The organism is Lysobacter sp. KIS68-7 (assembly GCF_021284745.1).
In the GTDB taxonomy this organism is placed as follows: Bacteria; Pseudomonadota; Gammaproteobacteria; order Xanthomonadales; family Xanthomonadaceae; genus Noviluteimonas.
The window spans coordinates 383,254-408,583 of sequence record NZ_CP089925.1; the positions used below are offsets into that span (position 1 = coordinate 383,254).

General features: G+C 69.2%; 23 protein-coding genes, 1 other RNA gene and 3 pseudogenes. 4 read left to right on the forward strand and 23 right to left on the reverse strand.

What is annotated here, in order from left to right:
- Nucleotides 1-25: 25 nt before the first annotated feature.
- The 12 genes and pseudogenes from LVB87_RS01850 to mraZ all read right to left on the reverse strand — a co-directional run.
- Nucleotides 26-727: pseudogene (locus LVB87_RS01850) on the reverse strand (cell division protein FtsQ/DivIB); the annotation flags it as partial.
- On the reverse strand, nt 724-1,713 hold the full coding sequence (locus tag LVB87_RS01855; protein WP_305067748.1) for a D-alanine--D-alanine ligase: 990 nt from the start codon (nt 1,711-1,713) through the stop codon (nt 724-726). The gene LVB87_RS01855 and the pseudogene LVB87_RS01850, both read right to left, overlap by 4 nt.
- The gene (gene murC / locus LVB87_RS01860; protein WP_232900416.1) at nt 1,710-3,143 is read right to left on the reverse strand and encodes a UDP-N-acetylmuramate--L-alanine ligase; all 1,434 of its coding nucleotides are present in this window, start codon (nt 3,141-3,143) and stop codon (nt 1,710-1,712) included. Before murC ends, LVB87_RS01855 begins: the two co-directional genes overlap by 4 nt.
- 32 nt (nt 3,144-3,175) lie before the next feature.
- Nucleotides 3,176-4,246: pseudogene (gene murG, locus LVB87_RS01865) on the reverse strand (undecaprenyldiphospho-muramoylpentapeptide beta-N-acetylglucosaminyltransferase); the annotation flags it as partial.
- A complete protein-coding gene (gene ftsW, locus LVB87_RS01870) occupies nt 4,243-5,541 on the reverse strand; it encodes a putative lipid II flippase FtsW (protein WP_232899228.1) in 1,299 nt (432 codons plus the stop codon). The gene ftsW and the pseudogene murG, both read right to left, overlap by 4 nt.
- Nucleotides 5,541-6,626: a phospho-N-acetylmuramoyl-pentapeptide-transferase gene (gene mraY / locus LVB87_RS01875; protein ID WP_232899229.1), complete on the reverse strand. Its 1,086-nt coding sequence runs from the start codon at nt 6,624-6,626 to the stop codon at nt 5,541-5,543. Before mraY ends, ftsW begins: the two co-directional genes overlap by 1 nt.
- Entirely contained in the window at nt 6,616-7,998 is a 1,383-nt protein-coding gene (gene murF / locus LVB87_RS01880; protein WP_232899230.1) for a UDP-N-acetylmuramoyl-tripeptide--D-alanyl-D-alanine ligase, read from the reverse strand. The genes mraY and murF overlap by 11 nt, the downstream gene beginning before the upstream one ends.
- Nucleotides 7,995-9,479: a UDP-N-acetylmuramoyl-L-alanyl-D-glutamate--2,6-diaminopimelate ligase gene (locus tag LVB87_RS01885; protein WP_232899231.1), complete on the reverse strand. Its 1,485-nt coding sequence runs from the start codon at nt 9,477-9,479 to the stop codon at nt 7,995-7,997. Before LVB87_RS01885 ends, murF begins: the two co-directional genes overlap by 4 nt.
- Nucleotides 9,476-11,323 carry a penicillin-binding protein 2 gene (locus LVB87_RS01890; RefSeq protein ID WP_343223423.1) on the reverse strand — a complete coding sequence of 616 codons (1,848 nt, stop codon included), beginning with the start codon at nt 11,321-11,323 and terminating at the stop codon, nt 9,476-9,478. The genes LVB87_RS01885 and LVB87_RS01890 overlap by 4 nt, the downstream gene beginning before the upstream one ends.
- Before the next feature lie 59 nt (nt 11,324-11,382).
- The gene (gene ftsL, locus LVB87_RS01895; RefSeq protein WP_232900418.1) at nt 11,383-11,643 is read right to left on the reverse strand and encodes a cell division protein FtsL; all 261 of its coding nucleotides are present in this window, start codon (nt 11,641-11,643) and stop codon (nt 11,383-11,385) included.
- A gap of 2 nt (nt 11,644-11,645) precedes the next feature.
- A complete protein-coding gene (gene rsmH / locus LVB87_RS01900; RefSeq protein WP_232900420.1) occupies nt 11,646-12,533 on the reverse strand; it encodes a 16S rRNA (cytosine(1402)-N(4))-methyltransferase RsmH in 888 nt (295 codons plus the stop codon).
- A 56-nt stretch (nt 12,534-12,589) separates the two neighbouring features.
- A complete protein-coding gene (gene mraZ, locus LVB87_RS01905; RefSeq protein WP_232899232.1) occupies nt 12,590-13,036 on the reverse strand; it encodes a division/cell wall cluster transcriptional repressor MraZ in 447 nt (148 codons plus the stop codon).
- 338 nt (nt 13,037-13,374) lie between these two features.
- Here mraZ and rnpB point away from each other — a divergent pair.
- Nucleotides 13,375-13,723: RNase P RNA component class A (rnpB, locus tag LVB87_RS01910), an RNA gene on the forward strand.
- A gap of 49 nt (nt 13,724-13,772) precedes the next feature.
- Here the strand turns inward: rnpB and LVB87_RS01915 are convergent.
- Both LVB87_RS01915 and rsmI read right to left on the reverse strand, forming a co-directional pair.
- Nucleotides 13,773-15,239: a class I SAM-dependent methyltransferase gene (locus LVB87_RS01915; RefSeq protein ID WP_232899233.1), complete on the reverse strand. Its 1,467-nt coding sequence runs from the start codon at nt 15,237-15,239 to the stop codon at nt 13,773-13,775.
- Complete coding sequence (gene rsmI / locus LVB87_RS01920) at nt 15,229-16,053, reverse strand: 16S rRNA (cytidine(1402)-2'-O)-methyltransferase (protein WP_232899234.1); 825 nt, start codon at nt 16,051-16,053, stop codon at nt 15,229-15,231. Before rsmI ends, LVB87_RS01915 begins: the two co-directional genes overlap by 11 nt.
- A 288-nt stretch (nt 16,054-16,341) precedes the next feature.
- Between rsmI and LVB87_RS01925 the strand changes: the two are divergent.
- The 3 genes and pseudogenes from LVB87_RS01925 to LVB87_RS01935 form a co-directional block, all read left to right on the forward strand.
- A pseudogene (locus tag LVB87_RS01925) lies at nt 16,342-17,559 on the forward strand (penicillin-binding protein activator); the annotation flags it as partial.
- The gene (locus LVB87_RS01930; RefSeq protein ID WP_232899235.1) at nt 17,540-17,956 is read left to right on the forward strand and encodes a YraN family protein; all 417 of its coding nucleotides are present in this window, start codon (nt 17,540-17,542) and stop codon (nt 17,954-17,956) included. The pseudogene LVB87_RS01925 and the gene LVB87_RS01930, both read left to right, overlap by 20 nt.
- Nucleotides 17,957-17,963: 7 nt before the next feature.
- The gene (locus LVB87_RS01935; protein WP_232899236.1) at nt 17,964-18,866 is read left to right on the forward strand and encodes a hypothetical protein; all 903 of its coding nucleotides are present in this window, start codon (nt 17,964-17,966) and stop codon (nt 18,864-18,866) included.
- Between the two features lie 9 nt (nt 18,867-18,875).
- Here LVB87_RS01935 and thiL read toward each other — a convergent pair whose 3' ends face one another.
- The 9 genes from thiL to nrdR are packed head-to-tail and all read right to left on the reverse strand — an operon-like array spanning nt 18,876 to nt 25,328.
- The gene (gene thiL / locus LVB87_RS01940; RefSeq protein ID WP_232899237.1) at nt 18,876-19,841 is read right to left on the reverse strand and encodes a thiamine-phosphate kinase; all 966 of its coding nucleotides are present in this window, start codon (nt 19,839-19,841) and stop codon (nt 18,876-18,878) included.
- Nucleotides 19,838-20,293, reverse strand: coding sequence for a transcription antitermination factor NusB (gene nusB, locus LVB87_RS01945; protein ID WP_232899238.1), 456 nt, complete (start codon nt 20,291-20,293; stop codon nt 19,838-19,840). Before nusB ends, thiL begins: the two co-directional genes overlap by 4 nt.
- Nucleotides 20,290-20,757, reverse strand: coding sequence for a 6,7-dimethyl-8-ribityllumazine synthase (ribH, locus tag LVB87_RS01950; RefSeq protein ID WP_232899239.1), 468 nt, complete (start codon nt 20,755-20,757; stop codon nt 20,290-20,292). The genes nusB and ribH overlap by 4 nt, the downstream gene beginning before the upstream one ends.
- Before the next feature lie 34 nt (nt 20,758-20,791).
- A complete protein-coding gene (gene ribB, locus LVB87_RS01955; RefSeq protein ID WP_232899240.1) occupies nt 20,792-21,910 on the reverse strand; it encodes a 3,4-dihydroxy-2-butanone-4-phosphate synthase in 1,119 nt (372 codons plus the stop codon).
- A complete protein-coding gene (locus LVB87_RS01960) occupies nt 21,900-22,517 on the reverse strand; it encodes a riboflavin synthase (protein WP_232899241.1) in 618 nt (205 codons plus the stop codon). The genes ribB and LVB87_RS01960 overlap by 11 nt, the downstream gene beginning before the upstream one ends.
- Nucleotides 22,517-23,269: a class I SAM-dependent methyltransferase gene (locus LVB87_RS01965; protein WP_232899242.1), complete on the reverse strand. Its 753-nt coding sequence runs from the start codon at nt 23,267-23,269 to the stop codon at nt 22,517-22,519. The genes LVB87_RS01960 and LVB87_RS01965 overlap by 1 nt, the downstream gene beginning before the upstream one ends.
- Nucleotides 23,266-24,378, reverse strand: coding sequence for a bifunctional diaminohydroxyphosphoribosylaminopyrimidine deaminase/5-amino-6-(5-phosphoribosylamino)uracil reductase RibD (gene ribD, locus LVB87_RS01970; RefSeq protein WP_232899243.1), 1,113 nt, complete (start codon nt 24,376-24,378; stop codon nt 23,266-23,268). Before ribD ends, LVB87_RS01965 begins: the two co-directional genes overlap by 4 nt.
- A gap of 12 nt (nt 24,379-24,390) precedes the next feature.
- On the reverse strand, nt 24,391-24,816 hold the full coding sequence (locus tag LVB87_RS01975; RefSeq protein ID WP_232899244.1) for a hypothetical protein: 426 nt from the start codon (nt 24,814-24,816) through the stop codon (nt 24,391-24,393).
- The gene (nrdR, locus tag LVB87_RS01980; protein ID WP_232899245.1) at nt 24,813-25,328 is read right to left on the reverse strand and encodes a transcriptional regulator NrdR; all 516 of its coding nucleotides are present in this window, start codon (nt 25,326-25,328) and stop codon (nt 24,813-24,815) included. The genes LVB87_RS01975 and nrdR overlap by 4 nt, the downstream gene beginning before the upstream one ends.
- Between the last annotated feature and the right edge of the window lie 2 nt (nt 25,329-25,330).

Below are 25,330 nucleotides of genomic sequence, written 5' to 3' on the forward strand. Positions count from 1 at the left end.
GCGCGGGTGCGGGCAACTCGCCCCACTGCAACGCGAAGCCATTGGTGTAGCGAAGATCGGCGCGACGCAGCAGGCCCTGCGGCTGCGCGAGCAGCTGCGGCAGCAGGCGCGCGAAGCGCGACAGGCGCGGGCGCGCATCGCTGCGGCCCACGATCACCTCGGTGCTGCCCGCGACCGGCGTGGTGCCCGCGAGCACCAGGGACCAGCTGCCGCGCGCATCGAGCTTCAGCGCGCGCACGTCCTGGCCGGTGCTGGCGAACAACACGCGCGATTCGTTGTAGAGCGCGACCACGTCCTGCACGCGCGCATCGGGGCCGCCAAGCAAGGGCAGCGAGGCCGGCACGCGAATCCCCTTCACGGGGAACAGGCGGCCGTGTTCGGACAACAGGCGGTCCTCGCCCCAGCGCGCGAACGGGCGGTGCTCGACCACGTGCACTTCCAGCACGTCGGGCCAGTGCTTGCGCACTTCCGCGCGCTCCACCCACGGCAGGCGCGCCACCGCTTCCTGCGCGTCCTCGAGCTTCACGGCGAAGAAGCCGCGCTTCGCAAACGGCAGCACCGTCGCGCGCAACTGCTGCTCGTTGACGTTGTGCAACGACCCCTGCACGCGCAGCGTGCGCAACGGCCACCGCTCGGAAGCGATCCAGCCGTTGAGCAGCGCGACCACCGGCAGCGCGACGAGCGCCACCGCCAGGGTCCACGCGAGGATGCGCAGGAGGGCGTTCACTTGCGCCCACCTCCGTCGCGGTCGAGCGAGGTTTCGAGCACGCGCCAGCACAGCTCGTCGAACTCGATGCCTTCCTGGCGCGCGGCCTTGGGCACCAGCGAGTGGCTGGTCATGCCCGGCGCGGTGTTCACTTCGAGCAGGTAGAACTTGCCGGTGGCGCGATCGCGCATCACGTCGACGCGCGCCCAGCCGCTGCAGTCCACGGCCTTGAACGCGGCCACGGAGATGCGCTTGATTTCTTCTTCGGCTTCGCCGTCCAGGCCCGGGCACAGGTACTGCGTGTCTTCGGCCACGTACTTGGCGTGGTAGTCGTACCACTGGCCCTTCGGCACGATGCGGATCGAGGGCAGCGCGTTGTCGCCGAGCACGGCGACGGTGAGTTCGTCGCCTTCGATCAGCTGTTCCATCAGCAGTTCGCCGCGCGCTTCCTCATCGATGTAGCGCTTGGCCAGTTCGATCGCGGCATCCAGGTCGGCTTCGGAATACACGCGCGAAACGCCCACGCTGGAACCTTCGGCCGCGGGCTTCACGATCACCGGCAGGCCGAGCGACTTTGCCGCCGCATGCACGTCCGCGCCCTTGCCCAACTGCACGTAACGCGGCGTCGGCAGACCGAGCGACAGCCACACCTGCTTGGTGCGGATCTTGTCCATGCTCAGCGCGGAGCCCAGCACGCCCGAGCCGGTGTACGGCACGCCCATCGCATCGAGCAGGCCCTGCAGCACGCCGTCCTCGCCGCCGCCGGCATGGCCGTGGAGGATGTTGAACACGCGCGTGAAATGCTTGTCCTGCAATTCGCGGATCAGGTTCGGAATGCCATCGACCGCATCGGCGGCGATGCCGCGCGAACGCAGCGCATCGAGCACGTTGCGGCCGGAGTCGAGCGAAACCTCGCGCTCGGAACTGGTGCCGCCCATCAGCACGGCGACGCGGCCGAATGCGGCCGGATCGGTCACGCGCAGCGGGGGGAATTTGTCGCGGTTCACTTGCCTGCTCCTTCGAAACCTTGCGTGGCGAGCTGCTGCGCCGCGGCGCCGATGTCGCCGGCCCCCATCAGCAACAGCAGGTCGCCGTCGTTCAACACATCCGGCAACACGTCGGCCAGGTCGCTTGCGCCCCCCACCACGATGGGATCCACGCGGCCACGCGTGCGGATCGCACGTGCCAGCGCCTTCGCATCGGCACCGGTGATCGGCGCTTCGCCGGCCGGATACACCTCGGTCAGCACCAGCGCATCCACCGTCGACAACACCGCCGCGAACTCATCGAACAGATCGCGCGTGCGGCTGTAGCGATGCGGCTGGAACGCGACGACCAGGCGCTTGTCCGGCCAACCGCCGCGCGCCGCGGCGAACACCGCTTCGAGCTCCTTCGGGTGGTGGCCGTAGTCGTCGACCAACTGCACGGTCGCGCCCTTCGCCGTCTTCAGCTGCGCGAGCACGTTGAAGCGGCGGCCGATGCCTTCGAACTTCGCGAGTGCAGCGGCGATCGCCGCCGGCGCCACGCCGAGCTGCCAACCGATGGCCGCCGCGGCGAGCGCGTTCTGTACGTTGTGGCGTCCCGGCAGCGCGAGCTGCACCTGCGTGCGCGAACCATCGGGCAGGTGCAGCATGAAGTGCATGCACGCGCCTTCCTGGCGGACGTCTTCGGCGCGCACGTCGGCCTCCGGCGCGAAGCCGTAGCTCATGACGTGGCGCGGCGTGTCCTTGGCAAGCGCTTCGACTTCCGGATCGTCGATGCACAGCACCGCCAGGCCGTAGAACGGCAGGCGATGCAGGAACTCGGCGAAGGCGGCCTGCACGTTCGCGAAGTCGCCGCCGTAGTTCTCGAGGTGGTCCGCGTCGATGTTGGTGACCACCGCGACCGCGGGGTTCAGGCGCAGGAAGCTGCCATCGCTTTCATCCGCTTCGGCCACCAGCCACTGGCCGCCGCCGAGCCGCGCATTCGCGCCGGCCGCGAGCAGCTTGCCGCCGATGACGAAGGTTGGATCCATGCCGCCCTCGCCCAGCACGCTGGCGACGAGCGAGGTCGTGGTCGTCTTGCCGTGCGTGCCGGCCACCGCGATGCCGCGGCGGAAGCGCATCAGCTCGGCAAGCATCTCCGCGCGCGGCACGATGGGGATGCGCAGTGCGCGCGCTTCCATCAGTTCCGGGTTGTCCTTGCGGATCGCGCTTGACACCACCACGCAATCGGTATCGAGCACGTTGGCCGCGCTGTGGCCGCGATGTACCTTCGCGCCGAGCTGCGCGAGGCGACGCGTGACCGCGTTGTCCGCGTTGTCCGAGCCCGAGACCTGGTAGCCGAGCGTGCACAGCACCTCCGCGATCCCGCTCATCCCGACGCCGCCGATGCCGATGAAGTGCACGCGCGGATAGGCCTTCGCGAGGTCGCCGGTGGTCTGCAGGCGGCGTTGCACGTTGGGCATCACGCGGCCTCCCGCAGCTTGATTTCGTCGAGCACGATGTCCGCCACGCGCGCGGCGGCATCGGGCTTCGCGATGGCGCGCGCGGCTTGGGCCATCGCCATGCGCTTGGCGGGATCGGCGCGCAGTTCGCGCAGCACGTCGACCAGGCGCGCGGCGAGTTGGTCGTCCTGCGGCAACAGTTCCGCCGCGCCGCGTTCGACGAGGAACTCGGCGTTGCGCGTCTGGTGGTCGTCTACCGCCTGCGGGAACGGCACCAGCACGCTGCCCACGCCCGCGGCGCACAGTTCGGCGAGCGTCAGCGCACCCGCGCGGCAGACCACGAGGTCCGCCCAGCCGTAGGCACCCGCCATGTCGGCGATGAAAGGTTCGACGCTCGCCTTCAGGCCGGCCTGCGCATACGCGGCTTCGGCATCGGCGCGCAGCTTTTCGCCGCACTGGTGGCGCACTTCGATCCCCGCATCGGCGAGTTCGCGCAGCGCCTGCGGCACGGCCATGTTCAACGCACGCGCGCCCTGGCTGCCGCCGAGCACGAGCAGGCGGAAACGATCGCCGGCGTCGGCCAGGCGCAACTGCGGCGGCGCGACGGCCGCGATCTCGCCACGCACGGGATTGCCCACCACTTCTTCGATCATGTTGCGGAACGTCTGCGGAAAACCGGTGAGGACGCGGCGCGCGAAACGCGCGAGCACGCGATTGGTGAAGCCCGGCGCGCGGTTCTGTTCGTGGACGATCAGCGGCACGCCGGCGAGCTTCGCGGCCATGCCGCCTGGGCCCGCGGCGTAGCCGCCGAAACTGATGACCGCGCGCGGCTTGCGTCGTGCGACGACGCGCGAGGCGGCGCGCACCGCGCCGATCACGCGCAGCGGCGCACCGAGCAGCGTGGCGATGCCCTTGCCGCGCAGGCCCTTCACCGCGATCGTGTCGATGGCGATGTCGTGCTGCGGCACCAGGCGCGTTTCCATGCCGCCGTCCGCACCGAGCCAGGTGACGTCGACGCCGCGATCGCGCAGCGCGTGCGCGACCGCAAGGCCCGGAAAAATGTGCCCGCCGGTGCCGCCGGCGAGGATCATGACGCTGGGGGTTTGTGCGCTCATCCGAGCTTCCCCAGGGTCGGTTCGATGCGCTGGCGCAGGCGGCTCGTGCCGCGCACGCTCGCCGTTGCCGCAACCGCTGCCGGCTGCGCGGTCGCCGGCATGTTGCCCGGCGAGGGCTGCAGCGCTTCGCCGCGCAGGCGCGCGACCTGGCGTTCGGCGCGATCGAGTTCATAGGACACGCGCAGCAACAGGCCGAGCGCCATGGACGTCATCAGCACGCTCGAGCCGCCGGAGGAAATCAGCGGCAGCGTCAGGCCCTTGGTGGGCAGCAGTCCGAGGTTCACGCCGATCGACACGAAACTCTGCAGGCTCATCCACAGCGCGATGCCGAAGGCGCAATAGCCCGCGAAGTGGCGACGCATCTCCACGCACTTCAGGCCGATCCAGAACGCGCGGCCCGCGAGCAGCGCATACAAGCCCACCACCAGCGACACGCCGACCAGGCCGAGTTCCTCCGCGATGACCGCGAGGATGAAGTCGGTATGCGCTTCGGGCAGGTAGGAGAGCTTCTGCACCGACGCACCCAGGCCCACGCCGAACACTTCGCCGCGGCCCACGGCCATCAGCGCATTCGTTAGCTGGTAGCCGCTGTCGAAGGGATCGGCCCAGGGATTCATGAAGGAGGTGAAGCGACGCACGCGATACGGTTCGGCGATCGCGATCGCCGCCAGGACCGGCAGGCCGACCAGCACCGGGCCGAACATGCGCGGCATGTTCACGCCGCCGAGCACGAGCATGCCGGCGGTGATGGCGAGGATGAGCGAGAGCGAACCGAAGTCCGGCTGCAGGATCAGCAGGCCCACCAGCGCCACGGCGACGCCGAGCGGCTTAAGCATCGCCTTCCACGTCGCATTGACCTCGTCGCGGAAACGCACGAGGTAGCTCGCCAGCCACACGATGTAGAGCAGCTTGACCGCTTCCACCGCCTGGAAATTCGAGACGCCCAGGTTGAGCCAGCGGCGCGCGCCGTTCACCGTGCGCCCGATGCCCGGCACGAACACCGCCAGCAACAACACGAAGCAGGCCAGCAGCAACAACTGGTTGTGCGATTCGATCGTCTTCAGCTCGGTGCGCATCATCCACAGCGCCAGGCCGACGCCGCCGGCCAGGAACACGAGATGGCGCGTGAGGAAATAGAACGGCCCGACGTTCAGCCCCTCGCCGATCGCGATCGAGCTCGAAGCGACCATCACCACGCCCATGCAGGCGAGCGCGATCGACGCGCCCAGCAGCCACGGATCGAAGCGGCCTTCGATGGCGTCGAGTCGTGTCGCCTGGCGCGGGGTGTCGGTCATCAGCGCACCTTCAACGTGGCCAAACCGACCAGCACGAGGATCACGGAGATGATCCAGAAGCGCACGATCACGCGCGGCTCCGGCCAACCCTTGAGCTCGAAGTGGTGGTGGATGGGGGCCATGCGGAACACCCGCTTGCCCGTGAGCTTGAACGAGGCGACCTGGATCATCACCGACAGCGTTTCGATCACGAACACGCCGCCCATCACGACCAGCACGAGTTCCTGGCGCACGATCACCGCGATGCAACCGAGCACCGCGCCGAGCGCGAGCGCACCGATGTCGCCCATGAACACCATGGCCGGATAGGTGTTGAACCAGAGGAATCCCAATCCCGCGCCTGCGATGGCGGCGCAGATGATCACGAGTTCACCTGCCCCGGGCACCGCTGGAATTTGCAGGTACTCGGAGAACACCGCGTTGCCCGACGCGTAGGCGAACACGCCCAGCGCGCAGGCGACGAGCACGCTCGGCATGATCGCGAGGCCATCGAGGCCGTCGGTGAGGTTCACCGCGTTGGAGAAACCGACGATCCAGAAGTACGCGATCGCCACGAACGTGATCGAGGCCAGCGGCAGCGCCACCGTCTTGAAGAACGGGATGTAGAAGTTCGTCGCCGCCGGTGCATCCGCCGTGTACCAGAGGAACAGGCCGGCCCCGAGGCCGAACAGCGACTGCAGCAGGTACTTCCAGCGCGACTTCATGCCGTTGGGATCGCGCTTGACGATCTTGATCCAGTCGTCCCACCAGCCGATCGCGCCGAAAGCCACCATCACCGCGAGCACGAGCCACACGTAGCGGTTGCGCAGGTCGCCCCACAGCAGCACCGAGGCGATGATCGTGAGCAGGATCAGCGCGCCGCCCATCGTCGGCGTGCCCGCCTTGGAGAAGTGCGACTGCGGGCCGTCCTTGCGGATCGGCTGGCCGCCCTTGAGCTGCGCCAGGCGGCGGATGACCGCCGGGCCCCACCACAGCGAGAGTGCGAGCGCAGTGAGCGCGCTGAGGATGCCGCGGAACGTGAGGTAGCCGAAGAGTCCGAACAGGCTCTGCAGTTGTTCCAGCCAGCGGAAGAGTTCAAGCAGCATGCGGATCGTTCCCCTCGTCGCGCAGCAGCGCCGACACGATCTTGTCCATCGCGCTTCCGCGCGACCCCTTGACCAACACGCGTACGCCCTCGCGCAGGCCGCTGCGCAATGCTTCGGCCAGTTGCGCGTGCGTCGCGAAATGATGTCCGTCTTCGCCGAAGGCCTCGACCGCGTGCTGGCTGAGCGGACCCAGCGCATACAGGCGTTCGATGCCGGCGCTCTTCGCGCGGCGGCCGGCTTCGGCGTGCAGCAGTTCGGCGTCGGCGCCGAGTTCGCGCATGTCGCCGAGCACCAGCCAGGCGCGATCGCCACTGGAGGCGAGCGTGTCGATGGCGGCGTTGAGCGAACCCGGATTGGCGTTGTAGCTGTCGTCGATCAGCACCGCGCCGCTCGACAACTTGTGCGCGACCAGGCGACCGGCCACCGGGCGCGCGGCGGCCAGGCCGGCGGCGATCGCTTCCGGTTCCACACCCGCGCCCAACGCGATCGACGCGGCCGCGAGTGCGTTCAGGACGTTGTGACGCCCCTGCATCGCCAGGTCCACTTCAACTTCGCCGATGGGCGTGACCATCAGGAAGCGCGCGCTTTCGGCATCGAGCTCGATCGCCTGCGCGGTCACGTCGCTGCTGGCGTCCAGGCCGAAGCGGATCAGGCGGCGGCCGTGTGCGCGCTCGGCGAAGTACGGCGCGAACGCGTCGTCGGCGTTGATCACGGCGACACCGTCCGCGGGCAGCGCGTCGTAGATCGCGCCCTTGGTGTCGGCCACGCCGAGCAGGCTGCCCATGCGTTCCAGGTGCGCCGGCGCGATGTTGTTCACCACGCTGATGTCCGGGCGCGCGATCGCAGTGAGATACGCGATGTCGCCCGGCTTGCCCGCGCCCATCTCGTACACGGCGAAGCGCGCGTCTTCCGGCGCTTCGAGTACGGCGAGCGGCAGGCCGATCTCGTTGTTGCGATTGCCCGGGTTGGCGTACACGTCGCCCGCTTGCGGGAACGCTTCGCGCAGGATGGACAGCACCAGCGTCTTCACGCTGGTCTTGCCGTTGCTGCCGGTGATCGCGATGACCTTGGTGCGGCGCTCGCGCTGCACCGCCGCGGCGAAGGCCGCAAGCGCGCGCTCGGTGTCGGCCACCAAGATCTGCGGCAGGCCCGCATCGGATTCGCGCGAGACCAGCGCGGCGACGGCGCCGTTGCGCACGGCTTCGCGCAGGTGGTCGTGGCCGTCGAAGCGCTCGCCCTTCAGCGCGATGAACAGCGCGCGTCCGCGCGGCATGTTGCGCGTGTCGGTCGCGGGCAGGTCGACGGTGACGTCCTCGCCGATGACGCGCCCGCCCACCATGTTCGCGATCCGCGACAGCGGCATGGCGATCATGCGTTGCCCCCAAGCGCGCGTCGCGCGACGTCCGTGTCGTCGAAGGGATGCTTCACGCCGTGGATTTCCTGGTAGGGCTCGTGGCCCTTTCCGGCGATGAGCACGATGTCGTTCGGGCCCGCTTCGCCGACGGCGCGCGCGATGGCGGCGCCACGGTCGCGTTCGACCGCCAGGCGTGCATCGTGGCGCATCGCATCGCTGAAGCCGGCCATGATGTCGGCCACGATCACGTCGCCGTCCTCGCCGCGCGGATTGTCGTCGGTGACGAACACGCGGTCGGCGAGGCGCTCGGCGATCGCGGCCATCTGCGGGCGCTTGCCGCGGTCGCGTTCGCCGCCGCAGCCGAACACGCAAACGAGCTTCGCCGCGGCGTGCGCGCGCAGCGAGGACAAGGCCTGGTCCAGCGCATCCGGCGTGTGGGCGTAATCGACCACGACCAGCGGCAGCGCATCGTGTCCGCCCAGCCGATTCATGCGGCCGTGGATCGGCTGCAGGCGAGAGAGCACGTCGGCGACGTCGGCCGACGGCACGTCGAGCGCCGTGAGCACGCCGGCGACCGCGAGCAGGTTGTCGACGTTGAAGCGACCGAGCAGCGGCGATTCCACACGATGACGCGCGCCCTCGACCACGAGGTCGAATGCGACGCCGCGGTTGTCGAGCGCGATGTGCTCGGCGCGCACGTTCGCATCGTCCACGCCCCGCGCGCTCGTCCCGATGCTGCGCAGGCTCGGGTGCAGCGCGTCGAACAGTGCGCGGCCGTAATCGTCGTCGAGGTTGATCACCGCCGAGCGCAGGCCCGGCCAACCGAACAGCTTGGCCTTCGCCGCGCCGTAGGTCGCCATGTCGCCGTGGTAATCCAGGTGATCGCGCGTGAGGTTGGTGAACACCGCGACATCGAAGTGCACGCCCGCCACGCGCTGCTGGTCGAGCGCATGCGAGCTCACTTCCATCGCAAGCGCCTGCGCGCCTTCGTCGCGGAGTTCGGCCAGCAGCTGGTGCATCTGCAGCACCAGCGGCGTGGTGAAGCCGGTCGGCACCGCCTGGCCGTACAGGCCCGCGCCGAGCGTGCCGATGGTGCCGGCGCGCGTGCCGAGCAGCGTCCACGCCTGCGCAATCAGCTGCACGGTCGAGGTCTTGCCGTTCGTGCCCGTCACGCCGACGGTCGTCATCGCGTGGCTGGGGTGGTCGTGGAAGTGGTCGCCGAGTTCGCCCAGGCGCGCGCGCAGGCCCGGCACGGCGATGGCATCCGCAGGCGCGGGCGCATCGATCGGCGCCGGCGGTTCGAACAGGATCGCGCGCGCACCCGCGGCCTTCGCCTTGTCGGCGAACAGCAGACCGTGCGCACCGAATCCGGCGATGGCGACGAAGCCATCGCCCGGCTTCACCGCACGGCTGTCCATCACCAGGCCGGTGATTTCCAGTGCGGCCGGCACGGCGGCGATATCGGGCAAAAGTTCGGACAGGCGCATCGCGCGGGTCATCGCAGCGCTCCCGTCGTCGCGGCCGGCGTCGCTGCGGCAGGCGCCGCAGCGGTCGCGCCTGCGACCTGCGTGGCGCCGACCGGCACCGCCGGCTTCGGATGGCGCTTGGCTTCCGCTGCCGCCTGCGCGGCGAGCCATGCATCGAGATCGTCCGGTGCCACGTCCATCAAACGCAGCGCACCATCCATCACGTTGTGGAAGACCGGCGCGGAGACCAGGCCGCCGACGTAGGCGAGCTCCGGCGCGGGATCGTTGATCACCACCACCATCGAGAAGCGCGGGTTGCTCGCGGGCACCAGGCCTGCGAAGAACGCGACGTAACGACGCGCATAACCGCCCGCGCTCGCCTTGCGCGCGGTGCCGGTCTTGCCTGCGACGCGGTAACCGAGGATGCGCGCCTGCGTGGCGGTGCCGCCCGGCAACGTCACGGTTTCCATCATGCGCAGCACTTCGTTGGCGACGACCGGGTCCATCACCTGGTGGGCCTCGTTGCGTTGGCCCTTCACGAACGTCGGCGCGATCATCTTGCCGCCGTTGCCAATGGCAGCGTACGCCTGCGCGACCTGCAACGGCGTCACGCTCAAGCCGTAACCGTAGGCCATCGTCTGCTTCGTGGTGCCGCTCCAGCGTTCGGGCGACGGGAACAAACCCGCCGCTTCGCCGGGGAAACCGCTGTGCGTGCTCTGGCCATAGCCGAGCTTGCGCACGTAGTTGTAGAAGGTTTGATCCGACAGGCGGTGCACGATCAACGCCGCGCCGATGTTGGAGCTCTTGGTGATCACGCCCGTCGTGTCGAGCACGCCGTAGTTGTGCGTGTCGGTCGTGCGGAAGCGGCCGTTCGGGATCCAGCCCGGATTCGTGTCGAACTTCGTCTGCGGCGTGATGGCGTGCGTTTCGAGCGCGGCGGCGACGGTGATGGGCTTCATCGTCGAGCCCGGCTCGAACAGGTCCGTCACCGAGCGGTTGCGGTGCGCATCGCGGTCGCTGCCTTCCACCGCGTTCGGGTTGAACGACGGCAGGTTCACCATCGCCAGCACTTCGCCCGTCGCCACGTCGAGCACGACGGCCGAACCGCTGGTCGCGCCCTTCTCCAGCAGCGCATTGCGCAGTTCGCGATACGCCAGGAACTGGATGCGGCGGTCGATCGACAGCGTGAGGTCCTTGCCGGGTTCGGCGGCGCGCACGAGGTCGACGTTCTCGACGATGCGGCCGCGGCGATCGCGGATCACCTTCTCGGCGCCCGGTGTACCGCGCAGCCATTCGTCGAACGCGAGCTCCAGGCCTTCCTGGCCGCGGTCGTCGATGTTGGTGAAGCCGAGCACGTGCGCGATCGCATCGCCCTGCGGATAGAAGCGACGGTATTCGCGCTGTGAGAACACGCCCGGGATTTCGAGCTTGACGATCGCCTGCGCCGCTTCCGGCATCATCCGGCGCTGCAGGTAGACGAACTCCTTGTCCGCGCGCTGCGAGAGCTTGCGCGTCAGGTGGTCGACCGGCACGCCGAGCGCATCGGCGAGTTGCGGCAAACGCTGCGGGTACTTCAGCAGGATCTGCGGATTCGCCCAGATCGATTCGACCGGCGTGGACACCGCGAGCGGCTCGCCGTTGCGGTCGGTGATCATGCCGCGCGAGGTCGGGATCGGAATCTCGCGCAGGAAGCGCGCCGCACCCTGCGCCTGGTAGAAATCGTTGTCGACGACCTGCAGGTCGAACGCGCGACCGAGCAGCGTCAGCGAGCACAGGCCGAGCGTGCCGGCGACGATCGCCAGGCGACCGCGCAGGTTGAATTGCGCGCGCCCGCGCGGCTTCTGCCGGCTTTCGCCCTTCTGCAGCACGCGCCCCATCAAAGCGCGAAAGCCGCCCTGGCCGGCGGCGCGCTTGTCGGAGCCTGGCATGCCGGGCCTCACGGTCGCACCACCACGGTTTCGTCGGCCTCGGGGAACACCATGCCGAGGCGATTGCGTGCGACCTGGTCGATGCGATTGCTTTCGGCCCAGGTGGCCTGTTCGAGCTGCAGCCTGCCGAAGTCGATGTTGAGCTCGTCGCGTTCGCGGATGAGCGACTTGAAGGAGACGAACAGCTGGCGATGTTCGTGGCGCGCATACACCACGGCGATCGCCGAAGCGACGTTCGCCACGATCAGGAACGCGAGGAAGAGGCGCAGGCTCACGTCGGCACCGCCAGTTTTTCGGCGACGCGCAGCACGGCGCTGCGCGCGCGGGGATTGGCGGCGAGTTCGGCGGCGTCGGCCTTCGTTGCATCGCCGATGGCCAGCAGCGTCGGGATGAAATCCGGCACGACGGGCATGCGGCGATTCGTCGGCGGCGCCTTCGCGTGGCGCGCGATGTACTGCTTGACGATGCGGTCTTCCAGCGAGTGGAAGGAAATCACCGCGAGGCGGCCGCCGGGCTTGAGGCACGCGTGTGCGGCGTCGAGGCCCGCTTCGAGATCGGCGAGCTCGCGGTTGATGAAGATGCGGATGGCCTGGAACGAACGCGTGGCCGGATGGATCTTGGAATCGCCGCGCGGCATGACCGAGGCGATGAGATCGGCGAGCTGCGCGGTGCGTTCAAGCGGTTGCGTGGCGCGGCGCGCGACGATCGTGCGCGCGATGCGGCGCGACTGGCGTTCTTCGCCGTAGGTGAACAGCACATCGGCGATCTCGCGCTCGTCGGCGCGGGCGAGCCACTGCGCGGCGCTCTCGCCGGAATCCGGATCCATGCGCATGTCGAGCGGACCGTCCTTGGCGAAGCTGAAGCCGCGCTCGGCGACGTCCAGCTGCGGCGAGGACATACCGAGGTCGAGCAGGATGCCGTCGAGGCCTTCGCGTGCGAGGTCCCAGGTGCCGAGGTCCGCGAAGCTGCCGCGGCGGATCGAGACGCGCGCATCCGCACCGAAATTGCTTTCGGCCACCGCGATCGCCTCGGGGTCCTTGTCCATCAGCAGCAATCGCCCTCCCGGGCCCAACTGTTCGAGCACGCCGCGGGCGTGACCGCCGCGACCGAACGTGCCATCCAGGTAACGTCCCTCCCGCACCACGCGAAGGCCTTCCATGACCTGCGCGTACAAGACCGGAAGGTGGGCGGACCGGGCATCCGCGCCACCGGCGGTCACAGTTGCAAGTCGAGCGGCACGTCGCTCAGATCGGCATCCGTGAGGGTTTGCCGGATCTGCGCCAGGTGCGCCTGCTCGCTCCACAATTCGAACTTGTCGCCCATGCCCAGCAGCACCGCCTTCTTGTCGATGCCCACCGCATTGCGATGGCTCGCCGGCAGCGAAATGCGGCCGCTGCCATCGGGTTCGACGAAGGTGGCCGCGCCGACGAGCTTCAGCTGCAGGTTGCGGCTGACGCTCTTGGTGCGCGGCAAGGCGTTGACCTGGTCGCGCACGCGCTCCCAGACCGTTTGCGGGTACAGGTAGAGGCAACCGGAGTCGAAGGGGTTGTAGGTGACGACCAGCCGGTTTCCGCTCTCGCGCGCGACCTGGTCCCGGTAACTGGTCGGAATCGCCAGCCGGCCCTTGTCGTCGATTGTGATGGCGGTCTCACCCTGGAACATCGCCCTGCCCGGTTTCGCCCGTCTGTCGCGGACTGTTGATGGAGGAAAACCACGAATCTCCCGGTTTTCCCACGAGTCGCCACGTTAGGCCCGGCCCACAGGGTTGTCAACAGGACTTTGGAGAACTTTTCGCTTTTCGCATCAATGGCTTGCAGCGAACTTCAGAGTCTTGTTCAAGACTTATCCACTAGCTGTTGAATCGTCTCAGATTGTGAGATTTCCGAGCCCGTGAAGGCCATGTGAGGCCCGGCCCTCCGGGCGCCCATCCCCGGGCGGCCGGCCGATGTTGCATCGCACCACCCCGCGACACCGCCGGCTGGTCCACAATGCGCCCCGGCGGAGTTGGTGGGACAGCCGCGTCGCGCGAAAGCGCGCCGAGGAAAGTCCGGGCTCCACAGGGCACGGTGCCAGGTAACGCCTGGGCGGCGCGAGCCGACGGAAAGTGCAACAGAAAGAAACCGCCGATGGCCCCTCGGGGATCAGGCAAGGGTGAAATGGTGCGGTAAGAGCGCACCGCGAGTCCGGCAACGGACCGGCACGGCAAACCCCACCGGGAGCAAGGCCAAATAGGGACCCCATGACGTTGCCCGCGTCAGGTCCGGGTAGGCCGCTCGAGCGTATCGGTGACGATGCGCCTAGAGGAATGGTTGTCTCAGACAGAACCCGGCTTATACGCCGACTCCGCCACTAAAAAGGCCCGCGCAAGCGGGCCTTTTTAGTGGTGAAGCAACGAGGGTTACGCAACGGTGCTTTCGCGGAGGCGGTGGGCCAGGGCGCGGCCGGCTTCGCTTGTCGCGGCGAAATAGAGGGTGGTGTCGCGATATTCCATGAGGGGCACCGACTCCAGGACTTCAGGGAGCGATGCGAGCGTCGCGTGCAGCGGTTCGTGGAAATACGTGATGTGCGAGCTGACGTGGGGATTGGCGTCGTAGCCGGCGACGAGCAGGCCGGTGCGTGCGAGCGGGGCGAGTCGTTGCAACAGCTGCGCGTAGTCCTCGCGACTGCGCTGGTGGATGAGGACGTCGAGGCAGAAGACGAAGTCGCGTGCCTGGCGGTCGTCGGCATCGAATTCCGCCGGCGTCATGAAGCGCCAGTCCGGGCGCTTCCCGCGCGCGACGCGCAGGGCTTCTGTCGCGATGTCCACGCCGGTGCCATCGGTGAAACGCAGCGTGCGCGAGACCTCCAGGTCGCCGCAGCCCCAGTCGAGCAGCGACGCCTCCGGTGCGAGCTCGGCCAGCGCGGCGAGCAGTGCGTGCTTGCGCTCCAGCACGTCGCCACGCGAGCCCAGGCCGCTGCCGAGCGCGGGATGGGCGGCATAACGGTGGTTCCAGAACGTGCGGTTGTCGAAGCCCTCGCGCTGGAAGGCATCGATCGCGGCATTTGCGCGCGCGATGGATGCGGCGGCTTCGGGCGCTGCGCGCGCGTCCAGGCGCATGTGCGGATCGAGGTGGCCGTGATGGTGCAGCAGCAGCGGTGCTTCTGCGGTCGGTGTCACGCGCATGTGCGTCGGGAAATTCCAGACGTCGGACAGCAGCTCCGCGTGCAGGCCGCTTTCGGCGAGCGCCAGGCAGAAGGCCACCTGGTCGACGTGCACGCGCCAGCGTTCGAGCAGGTCGAGTCGTTCGAGCAACCAACGGGCCCAGTGCGCCCAGCGCGGTCCCAGTGAATCGCGCAGGGCGCGCGCGTCGACGATGTACAGGCCGCCGTTGAAATTGCCGGCCAAGGTATCGAACGGCACCAGCACGCCATTGGGATCGCGGCGCGCATTCGTGCGCACTTCCGGCAGTGGCAGGGCCGCGGCGGCGAACACGTTGCGCAACACGGGCAAGGGCGGATTGGCGGCATCCACGAGCTTGCCGGCGACAGGTGCCGCGATGCGCGCGATGGGCAGCGGCGCGGCAAATGCCATGTCGCAATCCATCAGCACCACGCACTGCGCGTCGCCGAAATCGGTTTCGACCTGGCGGATCTTGTTGCAATGCGGACTGCGCGGATCGAACTTCGCCACCGCCACCGTGCGCACGCCGCGCGCGCGGCACATCGCTTCGATGTCGGCGCGCAGCGGCGCTGCGTGGTGCACGACGATGTCGCGCGCCTCGATGCCGCCCGGGCCGAGCGCGGTCGCCAACCATGGGGTGAAGGAGGACCAGATCGACGGGACGTCGTCGAGGACGCAGGACCACGCGATTCTTTCAACTGCCATACAAAGCCTTGCGCGGCGCACCGCTGAGCTCGGCCGCGAGTTTCGCGGCGGTGGACGGCGGCAGGTGCTCGCCGAGTTTTGCGTACAGGCGCTTGCCTTCGGCGATGCGGGCGTCTGCGTCGTCGCCTGCGCCCTGGACGAGGACCACGAATTCGCCCTTGCGCTGGTTCGGGTCTTCGGCGACGCGGGCCTGCAGGTCCGCGAGCGTTCCGTCGAGGACGGTTTCGAAGAGCTTGGTGAGTTCGCGGGCGATCACGGCGCGGCGGTCGCCACCGAAGATCGTCGCCATGTCGGCGAGCGCTTCCTCGATGCGGTGCGCGGATTCGTAGAAGGCGAGCGTGCGGGTTTCGGCGGCGAGCGGTGCGAGGCGCTCGCGGCGGGCGCTCGCCTTTGCCGGGAGGAAACCTTCGAAGACGAGGCGATCGCTCGGCAGGCCGGCCACGCTGAGGGCGGCGACGAAGGCACAGGCGCCAGGCACGGGGCTCACCTTCAGGCCGGCCGCGCGGGCGGCGCGCACGAGGCGGAAGCCGGGGTCGCTCACCAGCGGCGTGCCCGCATCGGACACCAGCGCGAGCGATTCACCGGCTTGCAGCCGCGCGACGAGGCGTTCGGCCAGCAGGTCTTCGTTGTGTTCGTGCAGCGCCACCAACGGCCGCTCGATGCCGTAATGCGAGAGCAGTTGGCGCGTGTGGCGCGTGTCCTCGGCGCAGATCGCATCGACGGTGCGCAGCGTTTCGAGCGCGCGCGGCGACAGGTCGCCCAGGTTTCCGATGGGCGTGGCGACGACGTGAAGGGTTCCGGGGCGAGGCTGCATTGGGGAAGTCCGTCGGCAACCGCGGCGACGGTCGGCAGGTAGAATCCTAGCCGCTTCCCGCCATGCCGCGCCCGCACCGAGGACCCGATGCCCGCAACCCCGCACCGCTTCGAATGGAAACGACTCCTGCGCGCGCTGCTCGTCGTCGCGCTGGCGGCCGGGATGGCCGCGTGTGCCACGGTCACCACCACGGGTCCGGCCGGTCCGTCTGAAGTGAAGCTGGATCCCGCCTTCGTGCAGGCGCGCGACCTGGCGAAGAACGAAGGCACGCTGCCCGCCGACCAGGTGGCCGCGAACCGCCGCAACATCGAACGCCTGCTCGCGGGCCTGGACAACGCCACGCTCTCGAGCAACGCCGCGGCGCTGCCCGCCGGCGATCCGCTCTACCCCTACGCCGGCCATGCGCTGCTCGCGCGCGGCCTGCCGCTTCCGCGGCCCTTCGATCGCGGCGCATGGCACTTCGACAAGCGCCCGCCCGCCGATCGCGACGGCTATCGCCCGCCGGTGAAGCTCGCGGTGCTGCTGCCCTTGTCGGGCAGCCTCGCGCCGGCCGCCGCGCCGGTGCGCGACGGTTTCCTCACCGGTTACTACGGCGAAACGCGCGCGCGCCCGGAAGTGGCGTTCTACGACACCGCAGGCACGCCCGGCGGCGCGGTCGCCGCGTACGCCAAGGCCGTGGCGGAAGGCAACGATTTCGTCCTCGGCCCGCTGGGCCGGGATGAAGTCACGGCCGTGTTCCGCGATGCACAGCTGACGGTGCCGATGCTCGCGTTGAATCGCAGCAGCGTGGCGCCGCCGGCCGGCAGCGCGAGCTTCTCGCTGTCGCCGGAAGACGATGGCATCGCGGCCGCGGAATTCCTGCTCGCGCGCAACGCCAAGCGCGTGCTCGTGCTCACCGGCAACGACGACGGCATGCGCCGCGCCGCCGCAGCGCTGCGCGATCGCCTGGCCGAACGCGGCGGTGCGGTCGTCGATACGCTCGACGTCGGTGCCGATGCGCTGGCGTTCCAGCCGCGCCTGCAGGCCGCGGTGCAGAAAGCCGGCACCGTCGACGCGGTCTTCCTTGCGATGCGGGCATCGGAAGCGCGGATGGTCGCGCCGCTGCTCGGCACCGCCGGGCTCGCAGGCAAGCCGCGCGTGGCGACGTCGCAGCTGCTCACGGGCACGGGCGAAAAGCCTTCGGAAGACATGGTGCTCGACGGCATCGCCTATCCGACCGAACCCTGGACGGTGCGCGGCGTGTCCGGCCTGCCGTCCGCCAGCAGCGTCGCGTCGCGTCTGAAGTCCGCACGCGGCGGCGGCGCGCGTCTGTTCGCCTTCGGCTACGACGCGTGGCTGATCACTGCGTTCCTCGAGAAGCTCGCCCTCGACGCCAACGGCCGCATCGATGGCGCCACCGGCGTGCTGCGCCTGGATGGCTTCGGCAATGTCCTGCATACGCCCACGTGGTCGACCTTCAGCGGCGGTTCGCCCGTGCCGCTCCCGGATGCCGCCGCCGCGCGCTGACACTGCTTCCCGGCCGCGCCGATCCGCGCGCGGCCTCGATCGCCGCGCACGCGGTTTCGCCGTCGAAGCCGCCGCCCGCAGGCATCTTTTGCTTGCGGGCCTGCACGACATCGCGGCCAACGCGCAGTGCCGCTTCGGCGAACTCGACCTGGTGATGCGCGAGGGCGACTGCATCGTGTTCATCGAAGTGCGTTACCGCGGCAGCGCGGCGTTCGGCGGTGGCGCGGCGTCGGTGGACCTGCGCAAGCAAGGGCGCCTGGTGCGCGCGGCGGCGATGTTCCTCAAGCGCTTCCCTGCCCTCGCGCAGCGGCCCTGCCGTTTCGACGTCATCGAGGCCAGCGGCGATCCCGAGCATCCCGACCTGCGCTGGATCCGCGCGGCGTTCGATGCAGGCTGATGCGCACTTGACGCCGCCCGCCGCCGGCGTTGCGATGGGCATCGGGATCGTTCGCCCGTGCGAGGGCCGCATGCCGCAGGATCGTTCGCCGAATCGCTGGTCGCTCGTCGCCTTCGCGCTGGTCGTCGCTGCCGTCGCCGGGCCGGCCTTCGCACAGCCGAAACCCGCCGCGCCTGCGCGCACGCTGCGCGTCCTGTTCGTCGGCAACAGCCTCGTCTACGTGAACGATCTGCCCGCAACGCTGCGCGCACTCGCCGCGTCGCAGCCTGCACCCATCGCGATCGAAACGCAGACCTTCGTCGCCCCGGGCGGCACCGTCGCCGAACGATGGAAGGACGGCCGCGTGTCGAAGGCCCTCGCCGAAGGCCATTGGGATGCACTCGTGCTGCAGGAACGCGGCGGCCTCCTCGCCTGCATGGTCGATACGGAACAACGCACGTCCTCCGAATGCCGCGCGAGCGAACGCGCGCACAAGGACTTCGCGGCCCAGGCGAAGGCCGCAGGCGCGCGCACCTTCGTCCTCGCCACGTGGGGCCCGGACGCTGCGTGGCAGACCAAGCTCGACCGCGCCGCGAAACAACTCGCCGGCCGCATCGATGCGCAGGTGGTGCCCGCGGGTCCGGCTTTGCGCGCGTACGCAGCAAAGCATGGCGAAGCAGCGACGTTCCCCGACACGATCCATCCGAGCCTGCCCGCCACGCTCATCATGGCCGTGCAGTTGCACCGCGCCATCGTCGGCAACGCGCCCGTGCCCGCCGATGTCACGCTCGACTTCGCGCTGCTCCCTGCGCGCGCCGCGGTGACGCCGGATGCGCCGATGGAAACGCAGCCCCAGCTCAAGGGCGACGGCAAGAAAATGGTGGTGAAGGCCGATGCGATGGCGCTGCTGATCGCCGCATCGCAGCCCTGAGGTGATCCGCTAGGCGCGGAAGTGCCGATACCCCGCCACGCCCGTCGTCCACGCAACGCCATGCGCGGTGCGCGCTGCCACGCTGCTGCCCTCGACGATGCGTCCGATGCGCGTCACGCGGGTTCCCGCCGTGTTCGCTGCACGCTCCACCGTCTCGCGCATGTCCTGCGATGCCGTGAAGCACAGCTCGTAGTCGTCGCCCCCCGTGGCCTGGAGTTCGCGTCGCAGTTCGACGTCGAAGGCGGCCTGCATGGCGTCCGACGCCGGCAACGCATCGACCTCGATCTCCGCCCCGACGCCGCTCGCCTCGCAAATGTGTCCCGCGTCTGCGATGAGGCCGTCGGACACATCGATCGCCGCATGCGCAATGCCCGCGAGCGCCAGGCCGAGCGTGACGCGCGGCGCCGGCCGATCCAGCCGCGCACGCAAGGTCGCATCGAACGCCCCGCCCGCACGCCATTGCACCAGCGCACCCGCTGCATCACCGACCGTGCCGCTCACCCACACATCGTCGCCGACGCGCGCGCCGTCGCGACGCAACGCACTCCCCGGCGCAACGAGGCCGAGCACCGTCACGCAAACGGACAAGGGGCCACGCGTCGTATCGCCGCCGATCAATGCAACGCCGTGCTGCGCTGCCAGCGCCAGGAAGCCATCGAGGAACGCATCCACCCACGCCGCATCGCCTTCAGGCAGCGACAGCGACAACGTGCACCACGCGGGCGTCGCGCCCATCGCAGCGAGGTCGGAGAGGTTCACGGCGAGCGCCTTCCACCCGATGTCCGCAGGCGCCGTGGCCTCGGGGAAATGCACGCCCACGTTCAGGGCATCGGTGGCCACGACCAACTGCCGACCAGCCGGTACGGACACCACGGCCGCATCGTCGCCGATGCCCAGCACCACGTCGTCGCGGCCGCTCGACGCACGCGCACGGATGCGCGCGATCAGGTCGAATTCGCCGGCCGCGTCGCTCACTTGTGCGCCGCGTCGAACTCCGCACGACGCCAGGCGGCGGCCGCGTGGTCGAGCACGCCATTCACGTAGGTGTGGCCGTGTTCGGAACCGAAGCGCTTGGTGGAGTCGATGGCTTCGTTGATCACCACGCGATACGGCACGTCCGGGCGATGGCGCAATTCATACGAGGCGATGCGCAGCGCCGCGCGTTCGATCGGATCGACCTCTTCCACGGTGCGGTCGAGGAACTCGACGAGCGCCGTGTCGATGTCCTTCCTGTGCTTCATCACGCCGCGCACCAGGTCTTCGAAATATTCCAGGTCGGCGATCTCGTGCGCCTGCTCGTGCGCGAACTGCGCGATCACCTGCTGTTCGTTGCCGCCCGAGATCTGCCAGGCGTAGATCGCCTGCAACGCACGGCGGCGCGCGCGCGAACGGTGGACCGGGTCGATGCCGTTGCGACGTCGATTCAAGGCAGCTTCTCCAGCAGGTTGTGCATTTCGATGGCGGCCATCGCCGCTTCCTCGCCCTTGTTGCCGTGCGTGCCGCCGGCGCGCGCTTCCGCGTCTTCGAAGCGTTCGGCCGCCAGCACGCCGTTGAGCACCGGCAATTTGTAGTCGAGCGCGACGCGCATCAGGCCTTCGGCACACTGGTCGGCGACATGTTCGTAATGCCGCGTGTCGCCGCGCACGACGCAACCGAGCGCGATGATCGCCACGTGCTTGCCCGCGGCGCCGAGGCGCGCGGCCGCCACCGGCAGTTCCCATGCGCCGGGCACGCGCACGACATCGACCGCCTCGGCCGCGACGCCGTTGTCCGCGAACGCCTTGCGCGCACCGGCCACCAGCGCATCGGTGATGCGCGGGTTCCAGCGGGCGGCGAGGATGGCGAAGCGGGCGCCGGGTGCGGCGCGCAGGTCGCCCTCGAGGTGGGTCATTCGCGTGGCGGGCTTGTGCGAGGGGGGCGGCAGTTTAGCGCGCGGGCCATTCGACATGCGCCACGACCTCCAGGCCGAAGCCCGCCAGGCCCACCTGCTTGCGCGGGGTCCCCAGCACGCGCAGCTTGCCCAGGCCCAGGTCGGCGAGGATCTGCGAGCCCGCGCCGGTGCGGCGCCATTCGGCCAGCGTGCCCGCGCGACCGGCCTGCGGCAGCGGCTGCTCGCGGATGCGCGCCAGCACGGCCTCCGCATCCTGCGGCTCGCCCAGCAGGACCAGGGCGCCGCGGCCTTCCTCGGCGATGGCCCTGAGCACGTCGCCCACCGCGGGACCGAAATCCGGGCGGCGCCAGTGCACCGCGTCGGCCAGCGGATTGAGCGCATGCACGCGAACGAGCGTCGGGATCGCAGCGTCCGCCTCCCCGCGCAGCAGCGCGAAGTGCAGCGCGCGGCTCAGGCGGTCGCGATAGGTGTGCAGCGTGAACGCGCCGTGCTCGGTGTCGATGTCGCGGCTGTCCACGCGCTCGATGGTGTGTTCGGTTTCGAGGCGATGGCGGATGAGGTCCTCGATCGAACCGATCTTCAACCCGTGCTCGCGCGCGAACACTTCGAGCTCGGGACGGCGCGCCATGCTGCCGTCGGGATTGAGGATTTCGACGAGCACGCCGGCCGGCTCGAAACCCGCCAACTGCGCCAGGTCGCTGGCCGCTTCCGTGTGGCCCGCACGGCTGAGCACGCCGCCGGGTTGCGCCATCAGCGGGAAGATGTGGCCGGGCTGGGAGAGATCGTCGGGCGTCGCATCGGGGCGCACCGCGGTGCGCACCGTATGGGCGCGGTCGTAGGCGGAGATGCCGGTGGTGACGCCTTCGGCCGCTTCGATCGACACGGTGAAGTTGGTGCCGTGCGGCGAGGTGTTGTCGCGCACCATCGGCGGCAGGCCGAGCTGGCGGCAGCGCTCGCGCGTGAGCGACAGGCACACCAAACCGCGCGCGTGCGTGACCATGAAGTTGATGTCGCCCGGGCGCACGAGCTCGGCGGGCATGATGAGGTCGCCTTCGTTCTCGCGATCCTCGTCGTCGACGATCACGACCATGCGGCCGGCGCGCAGTTCGTCGAGCAATTCCGGAATGCTGGCGAACGTCGATTCAGTGCTCATGGGTGTCCTTGGATGCGAGCAGGCGTTCGACGTAGCGGGCCAGCATGTCGACTTCGAGGTTGATCGCATCGCCCGGTTTCGTTTCGGCGAAGGCGGTGTGCGCGAGGGTGTGCGGGACGAGCGCGACTTCGAAGCCGGAATCGTCGATCGCATTGACCGTGAGGCTCACGCCATCCACGCAGATCGAGCCCTTCGCGGCGATGTAGCGGCGCAATTGCGGCGGCACGGCGAACAGCCAGCGTTGTGCGCGCCCGTCGTCCCACACGTGCACCACATTGCCGACGCCATCCACGTGGCCGCTGACCAGGTGCCCGCCGAGGCGATCGGTCGGGCGCATCGCGCGTTCCAGGTTCAGCGCACGACCGAGCGGCAGGTCGCCGAGCGTGGTGAGTGCGAGCGTTTCGTTCGACGCATCGGCTTCGAAACCCGTGGCATCGAACGCGACGACCGTCAGGCACGTGCCGTTGACCGAAATGCTTTCGCCCATGCGCACGTCGGCGGCCGCGCCCCATGGCAGCGTGCCGACCTCGATGCGCAAGCGTGCGTCGCCGCCACGCATTTCGCGCGCGGCCAGTCGCCCCACGCCTTCGATCAAACCGGTGAACATCAGGACTCCTTGCGGCGTGCGTGCACGAACAGCGGCCAGCGCAGCGTGCGCACGCGGGACGGATCGCCCCAGGCCGCGCGAATCGCATCGGCGTGCGCGGCGACGGGGTCGTGCCCATGCGCATCGATGTAACGCTTGGTCGCGGAATAACTGGAGAAGTAGCCGAGCATGCGCGGGAGGGTCCATTCCGCGGTGAGCTCGAGTTGCGGCGGTGCGATCGGCGCGAACGGGAACTCGAACGAGGCATAGGCCTCGTCGATGAAATCGCGTTCCGGCGGCCAGTAAGGTTCAACGACCTCCTGGAACGCGTGCACGGCTTGCGCGATGTCGTCGGGCACGATGATGTCCCGGTAACCCCACGCCAGCAGCACGCCGTCCGGCTTCAGCACGCGCGCGCATTCGGCGAAGAAGCGCGACAGGTCGAACCAGTGCAGCGCCTGCGCCACGCAGATCGCATCCACGCTCGCATCGCCCAGCGCGCAACGCTCGCCCGGTTCGACCGCGAAGGTGGCATTCGACGGCCCATGCGCCTGCGCGATCTGCGCGGCACTCGGGTCGGTGGCATGGACGTGGTCGAAGATCGTCGCGAGGTCGCGCGTGGCCTGGCCGCTGCCGCAACCGGGCTCCCATGCGAGGCCGCGTTGCGGCACCACCGACGCGATCCAATCGAACAAGGCGCGCGGATACTCCGGCCGCGCATTCGCGTACTGCGCCGCGACCGCGGAGAAGTGATCCGGGAACGGCGCACTCATGCGCCCGGCGCCTTCGGCTGCAGCAACACGCGTACGTCCTCGCCGATGCGCCGCGTCTCCACGATCCGCAACTGCAGCCGCTCGGTCATCTCGTCGATGTGCAGGCCGTCGAACAGGGGCCGCGCGCGTTCGCCGAGCATGACCGGCGCGACGTAGAGCAACAGCTCGTCGACAAGGCCGGCAGTGAGGAAGGCACCCGCGAGCGTTGCGCCCGCCTCCACCTGCACTTCGTTGATGCCGCGCTCGCCCAGCAGCGCAAGCACGGCGGTCAGATCGAACTTGCCTGCCGTCACCGGCGCCGCAGCATGGTCCGCTTCGATGCCGCGCGGCATGCGCGCGTCCGGCGCGGAGATGTAGAGCGTAGGTGCCCCGCCCTCGCGGATGTGGCCGCGCGCCACGGTCGCCAGGCCCGGATCGAGCACCACGCGCACCGGCGGAACGAAGGCGGTGTCGTCGCCCAGGCGCACGGTGAGATGCGGATCGTCGATCAGCACGGTGCCCGCGCCGGTGAGGAGCGCGCCGGCGCGTGCGCGCCACTTCTGCACGTCGCGCCGCGCGGCTTCGCCGCTGATCCATTTCGAATCGCCGGAGGCCAACGCACTGCGACCGTCGAGGCTCGTCGCCAGCTTCACGCGCAACCACGGGCGCTTGCGTTCGATGCGCGAGAGGAAGCCGCGGTTCAAGGCGCGCGCCTGCGCTTCCATGAGGCCGATGTCGACCTGGATCCCGGCGGCGCGCAGCTTGTCGAAGCCAGCGCCGTCGACCTGCGGGAAGGGATCGCGCATCGCACCGACGACCCGCACGACGCCCGCGGCGATCAGCGCATCCGCGCACGGCCCGGTGCTGCCGACGTGCGCACAAGGTTCCAGCGTCACGTAAGCAGTCGCGCCGCGCGCGCGTTCTCCGGCGGCCTGCAGCGCGAACACTTCCGCGTGCGGCCCACCTTTGCGTTCATGCCAGCCGGTGCCGACGACCTCTTCGCCCTGCGCAATGACGCAGCCGACCATCGGGTTCGGCTTGGTGGTATAGGCGCCACGCTCGGCCAGGCGCAGTGCGCGCGCCATCATCGCGTGGTCGGTGGCGGTGAATCCTTGCGGGGGCACGGACATGCGCGACTCGATTCAATCGTGGACGTAGTGACCGCGCTCTTCACCCTTGCGGAATGCATCCATGTCCCACGGCCAGCTCGGCACGAGGTTGGCGCCTTCCACGCGCAGGTGCATGCGGTCGAATTTCGTTTGCGGGAACTGCGGCGGGAAGCCCATGTCGACGACCTGCAGCTCGACGGCGTCGCCCTGGTGCGTCCACTTGCCGCGCGCGGCGAGGTCGAGCGCACCGTAGGTGAAGTACCAGTCGAAGGTGCCATCGTCCTTCAGGCGCAAACCCGAACCCGTCTCCATCACGCCTTCGAGATGGTATTCGCCGAGCAAGGCGGTGCCGGCGGCAGGCGCTGCACGCTGTGTTGCAGTGGCCGCGTGCTGCGCCATCGCGACCGGCGCGCCGCATGCGAGCGCGATGGCGACGAGCAGCGCGCGCGGGAGGCTCATCGCCGCCGCACCTTCTCCGCGGGCTCGCCTTCGAGCAGGTTCAACTGGCCTTCGCCCGGCAGGTCGCGTTCCAGCCGATCGAGTTCCTCGCGGAAGTCCGCGACGTCCTCGAAGGAGCGATACACCGAGGCGAAGCGCACGTAGCCGACGTGGTCGAGCTTGCGCAGTTCCGCCATCACGAACTCGCCGACGCGGCGCGAGGCGAGTTCGCGTTCGGTGGTCATGCGCAACTGGTGCACGACCGCGCGCACCGCGGCTTCGATCTGTTCTTCCGACACCGGGCGCTTCTGCAGCGCGCGATCGAAGCCCAGGCGCAGCTTGCGCGCATCGAAGGCCTCGCGCCGACCGTCGCTCTTGATGATCAGCGGCAGCTTGAGTTCGATGGTTTCCAGCGTGCTGAACCGCTCACCGCAGGCTTCGCATTCGCGACGCCTGCGGATGGTCGCCCCGTCTTCGCTCACGCGCGAGTCGATCACGCGCGTGTCGACGTGCTGGCAGAAGGGGCAATGCATGG